Annotated in this window: 6 protein-coding genes and 1 pseudogene; 3 read left to right on the top strand and 4 right to left on the bottom strand. The window is 68.1% G+C overall.

Going from position 1 to position 4947, the window contains the following annotated elements:
* Positions 1-766: transposase (locus DKL51_RS06900; RefSeq protein WP_148097739.1), on the top strand; the 766-nt coding region annotated here is incomplete at its 5' end.
* A gap of 23 nt (positions 767-789) precedes the next feature.
* Here DKL51_RS06900 and DKL51_RS06895 read toward each other — a convergent pair.
* Positions 790-1164: a zinc ribbon domain-containing protein gene (locus DKL51_RS06895; RefSeq protein WP_207783928.1), complete on the bottom strand. Its 375-nt coding sequence runs from the start codon at positions 1162-1164 to the stop codon at positions 790-792.
* Positions 1165-1265: 101 nt separating this feature from the next.
* Here DKL51_RS06895 and DKL51_RS06890 point away from each other — a divergent pair, with 101 nt between their 5' ends.
* Positions 1266-1817 carry a YciI family protein gene (locus DKL51_RS06890; RefSeq protein ID WP_109946041.1) on the top strand — a complete coding sequence of 184 codons (552 nt, stop codon included), beginning with the start codon at positions 1266-1268 and terminating at the stop codon, positions 1815-1817.
* 241 nt (positions 1818-2058) lie between these two features.
* Here DKL51_RS06890 and DKL51_RS36195 read toward each other — a convergent pair.
* Both DKL51_RS36195 and DKL51_RS06880 read right to left on the bottom strand, forming a co-directional pair.
* A pseudogene (locus DKL51_RS36195) lies at positions 2059-2640 on the bottom strand (DinB family protein).
* Between the two features lie 291 nt (positions 2641-2931).
* Positions 2932-3459: a DinB family protein gene (locus tag DKL51_RS06880; protein ID WP_109946040.1), complete on the bottom strand. Its 528-nt coding sequence runs from the start codon at positions 3457-3459 to the stop codon at positions 2932-2934.
* Positions 3460-3736: 277 nt separating this feature from the next.
* Here DKL51_RS06880 and DKL51_RS06875 point away from each other — a divergent pair, with 277 nt between their 5' ends.
* Entirely contained in the window at positions 3737-4396 is a 660-nt protein-coding gene (locus DKL51_RS06875) for an HIT family protein (protein WP_109946039.1), read from the top strand.
* On the opposite strand, the gene DKL51_RS06870 is transcribed toward DKL51_RS06875, so the two are convergent.
* On the bottom strand, positions 4393-4809 hold the full coding sequence (locus DKL51_RS06870) for a transposase (protein WP_243420599.1): 417 nt from the start codon (positions 4807-4809) through the stop codon (positions 4393-4395). The genes DKL51_RS06875 and DKL51_RS06870 overlap by 4 nt on opposite strands.
* Positions 4810-4947: the final 138 nt, after the last annotated feature.

The following is a 4947-nucleotide window of genomic DNA, read 5'->3' as shown; positions in this document are numbered from 1 at the left end:
GCGGCTGCGGCACGCGTTGCGGGAGTACTTCCCCGCCGCGTTGGCCGCCTTCGAGGACCTCGACGCCGCCGACACCCTGGAACTGCTCGCGAAGGCACCCGACCCGGCGAGCGCGGCGAAGCTGAGCCTGGCGCAGATCAGCGCGGCCCTCAAACGGGCCCGCCGCCGCGACATCGCTGCCAAGGCCACGGCGATCCAGGCCGTTCTGCGCGCCGAGCACCTCGGCCAGCCGGCCGTGGTCACTGCCGCCTACGCCGCGTCCGTGCGCGCTCTGGTCGCGCTGCTGGTCACCCTCAACGAGCAGGTCAAGGCCCTGCAAGGGCAGGTCGAGGCCCATTTTGGCCGGCACCCGGACGCTGAGACCATCCTGTCCCAGCCTGGACTGGGTGCCGTCCTCGGCGCCCGGATGCTCGCAGAGTTCGGCGACGACCACGGCCGCTACGCCTCGGCCAAGGCCCGCAAGAACTACGCCGCTACCAGCCCGATCACCCGCGCATCGGGCAAGAAGAAGACCGTCGCCGCCCGGTTCGTGCACAACGACCGGCTCATCGACGCCCTGATGACCCAGGCGTTCTCCGCGTTGAAAGCCTCGCCGGGCGCCCGCGCCTACTACGACCGGCAACGCGCCCGCGGCGCCAGCTACAACGCCGCACTGCGCCAGCTCGCCAACCGGCTCGTCGGCATCCTGCACGGATGCCTCAAAACCGGCACCCCATACAACGAGGCGACCGCCTGGTCCCACCACCTCGGCGAGGCTGCTGCTTGACATTCAAGCTCCTGGGATGTCTTTCAGCGCGCTTTGGCGAGCACACGATCGGTAGTCCCGCCTTGCGGTGGGACGGTCCCGGTCTGACCGGCGGGCGCCGTGCCGGGTTGACGTTTCACGGCCACCTGCCCGCCGGGACGGGTCTTACGGTCGGCTCCACGTCCTGCCACCGGGCCACTCCCGGCGGTGTCGTACTCGGCCGCGAGGGCGGCGAGGTTGCGTGCGGCATTGAGGTCCCGGTCGAGGACCAGGCCGCACGCGTCGCAGTGGTAGGTGCGCTCGGACAGGGCCAGCTTGGTTTTCACCGTGCCGCAGCCCGAGCAGGTTTTCGAGGATGGATACCAGCGGTCCGATGGCGTCCGCTCATGGCCGCCGGTCGTGAGCGTCGACCGCCCCACCCCTGGATCAATCAGACATATTGCGAACTTGCCGGGACAGTGACAGGGCCGGGTGGTCCCCGTCCGCGTCGGTGTCTGGCATGGAGGTCAGACTTTGGGGCATGGAATTTTTCTGCTACCACCGCGACCGGCCCAGCTCGGTGGCGTTGCGCGACGAGCTGCTGGAAGAGCATTGGTCCTACATGGACCGGTACTCGAGACAAATGATCGCTCGCGGCCCGACTCTTGCCGGCGACGGTGACACGCCCACCGGCAGCGTGCACATCGTCGACCTGCCCGACCCCGCCGCCGCGCGCGTGTTCGCTTTCGACGAGCCCAACTATCAGGCCGGCGTGTACCGGGACGTGCTGCTGCGCCGGTGGCGCAACGCGCTCGGCCGCACCATGTGGGACTTCCCCGGAGGCCGGACCGGTGGTAACCGGTACCTGGTGCTCGGCCTCGGCGCGGGTCAGGCCGCCGACCTCGCGGTGCCGCCTGACCGGGACGAGCTGATCGCGTACGGGCCGCTGTTGTCCGACGACGGCGCCACCTGGCTGGGTACGGCGGTGCTTGTCCGGGCGCCGGATCCGGACAAGGCGCGCGCAGTGCTGACCCCGGACCGGTACGCCGACATCGAGGTGCACAACTGGCAGTTTGGCGGGCGGCCGTCATGACCCGCGGGCTGGCTGTGGACTTGGTCTAGCGTGTCGACAGGCGTGGATGCGGCAGGTGGGGCCTGCTCGGTGTTGTCTGGCTTCGGAGATGCCTGTCAGCTTCCCCCGGGGCCAAGATCGAACGTCCGGATCTGCCGCCGACCGAGCGTCAAGGTTCGTCCCGGGTGGTTGGGCGGCGAATACCGCACCGTGCCGAATTGAGGATGTCGCCGCTCGCGCAGCGCCGGTGGAGGGGAGGCAGCTATCGAGGCCCGAGCCCCGTCTTTCCATCGATCAGCTCGCGCACGACGTCGAGGTGACCCGCATGACGTGCGGTCTCCTCGATCATGTGGAGAACGATGCGACGCAGGTCGGTGGCCTCCTCTCCGAGCGGACCTGGGTGACGCCCCCGGGCAGGCGCAGACAGCGGCGTAGAGGCAAGGACGGCGTTGGATCGCTCGCACTAGGCGCGGTAGAACGCGAAGACCACGGACGGTAGTCGTGGGGTTAGTGGCATGTGGTCGTCGTCGGGCCAGGCCAGCGGCTCGGCGGAGCCGGTGGCGATCTCCTGGAACCAGTGCCGCTCGGCGTAGCCGAGGTGTTCCAGGAGACCCAGCGGCGTCCATCCCGAGGGCAGGACGACGGTTGTCAAGGCTTCGATGTCGAGGCCGTCAATGATCGCAAGAATGCTGGCACGTTGCGCCTCCAGGAACGTCAACAGTGCGTTCTTCTCGCCGTTATCCACCCGGTCACGCCCTTCCTGGCCAGATGATGAAGTCTGTCGGGTCACGTCGCGCGGATCACTGCCGGCGAATCCCGAGACGTTAGCTATCCTGACCGACATCCTTCTGGCACAGGCGCGGCGTGCCTGCCAGGACGCCTCGGCAGAGCCGCCCCGGCCCATCCGCACATCAGCGCTGACCACGCGTCTCTCGGACCCCGTCGAGCTCGGCCCCTGGAGTCCGTCAGGGCAATCACTCAATGTGGCAGCGGCGACCCATCGCGCGGGAACCCGTCACCCGTCAAGTGGAACTGATGTGTCACGTATCAGGTGGAGCCCGACATTCTGGTAACGGTGTCTGCCGCCGTGTCGGGTCTCAGGACCTGCGTGGCAGATCGGTCTGCAGACGGACGTCTAGCGGGTCACGTCATGCACGTGGTGCTCGATGTCATGCAGGAAGTAGATCGCGAAGGTCTTCACCGTGAACAACGACCCGTTGCTCCGCCGACCCGGACGGTCCCACTGATCCGGCCTCACCCCGTCAAACGCTGCCGCTGTCGCCTCAGCCTCCGCAGCCAGTTGGTCGGCCACCTCCGGCGGAGCCTGATGGAAGTAATCCCCTTCAACGGCGGCAGCGTCCTGGTCCCAATTCGCGAACGTCGGATCGGCCTCCCTCAGCATCAACTCCAGCCGCTCACGGAAGATCCGACAGGTGTCGCGTACGTGACAGGCGTACTCCACGGGAGACCACACCGTCGGTTCCGGCCGCTGAGAGGCGTCCTCCCGGGATAGCGACTCCCGCCAGCGGGGAATCGTGGCGCGCAGCCGGTCACCCGTGGACGCGACGTCCTGCGCCGAGAACCCGCACTGCTTGCACCCCGTGCCAATGACGAAGGTCCAGTCAACGGTCTCAGCCGGAACGGCTGGTGGCTGCTGCATCATGCTACGCACCCTGCCTAAGTAGCGATCTTCCGTCAACGCACGCTCCTGCCGCTGCCCTTGCGACAACTCGCCGACGGCGTACTAACATGCCGCCGACCGGGCGTCACGGTGCGTCACGAGTGGTCCCCTGCAGCGAACACCCGGCCATGCCGAAGAGCGAATGTTCGGGCTCACCCGGGCCACCGAGCGTGGGGCGCCGGGCCTGCTCCGGACAGCGCCCGGCCGGCACACTGAGCCTGTAGATATGAAGAGTCTCTGTCGTACTAATCTGCGGATCATGGCCTTGCAACCCGATGAGTTCTATGACCACGCAGTCGCCGCAGCGGATAGCGCGCGCCGGCTCCCGCTGGCACGTATGACAGGGTGGGAGATCAGTCCGTTCGAGCCGGACGGGCTGCGCGTCGCGCCGCTGCGCCCGCCGGTTCTGCCCGAGCCGGCGCGGCACGGCGAGGACCCATCGGACTGCAACGACTGCCGCAACCGGGACGAAGGAATCTGGTTCGACGACCACTGGCGGCTGGCCCAGATCACGGGAGTCGGCGTGCCGCTGGTGCTCATGCTATATCCGCGCGATCACTACGACATGGCGGACCTTCCCGATGAGCTGGCCGCCGAGCTGGGACTGTTAAATACACGCATCGTCCGCCACATGCAGGCACTGCCGCACGTCTCGCGGGCCCACGTCTACCGCATCGGAGACGGTGCTGCACACCTGCACATCTGGTTCTTCGCCCGGCCCGAGGGACAGGCCCAGCTGTACGGGTCGTGGCTGGTCGTCTGGGACGACCTCTTGCCGGAGTACCCGGCGGACGTGGCGGAGGCAGACGCTGCGATCGTGGCGGACGCGTTGGTCGCCTCCTACGGAGGCCGCCGGTCGGCCACCAGCGAACCGCCAGCCGATCCTGGGCGACTGGATCAAACCGCGATGACCCACTAGCCGAAGTGACCGATGCCGACAACGTCAGCGTCCTGCGAGTGCCCTCCCGGATCCGCCGCCTTCCTGCGTTTCTGGTCGGCGACCATGCGGGCGTAGACGACGTTGGACAGCCGCCGTTTCAGCGCGCGCATGGCTTCCATGGAACTCTTCCCGGCGGTCTTCTTCGCGTCGAAGTGGGCGCGGCCTTCGGTGCGGTTGCGTAGCTGGACCACGGCCATGATGTGCAGCGTCCGGTTGATCCGCCGGTTGCCGGCGCGGGAGAGCCGGTGACGCTTCTGGTCGCCGGAGGACGCGTCCAGCGGGGCGGTGCCGTTCCAGGACGCGAACCGGTCGCGGTCGGCGAACCGGAGGATGTCGCCGACGTCGGCCAGCAGCCGAGCCGCACCTGAGGGGCCGGCCCCGTGCAGGTCCATCAACGTGGAGCGGGGCTTGACCCCTGATCCTGGACACGGGGTTTATGCGGCGGGGGCCAGCGTAGCCGGTGCCGGTCGGGCGTTTCTCTCGTAGGTGATCGGGGATTGCTGTCGGAGCCGGGAGTGGCGTCGGACGGT

The organism is Micromonospora globispora (assembly GCF_003857015.1).
GTDB classification, from domain to species: domain Bacteria; phylum Actinomycetota; class Actinomycetes; order Mycobacteriales; family Micromonosporaceae; genus Micromonospora; species Micromonospora globispora.
The sequence above is the reverse complement of the archived record's forward strand: the minus strand, read 5'-3'. Positions and strand labels throughout refer to the sequence as shown.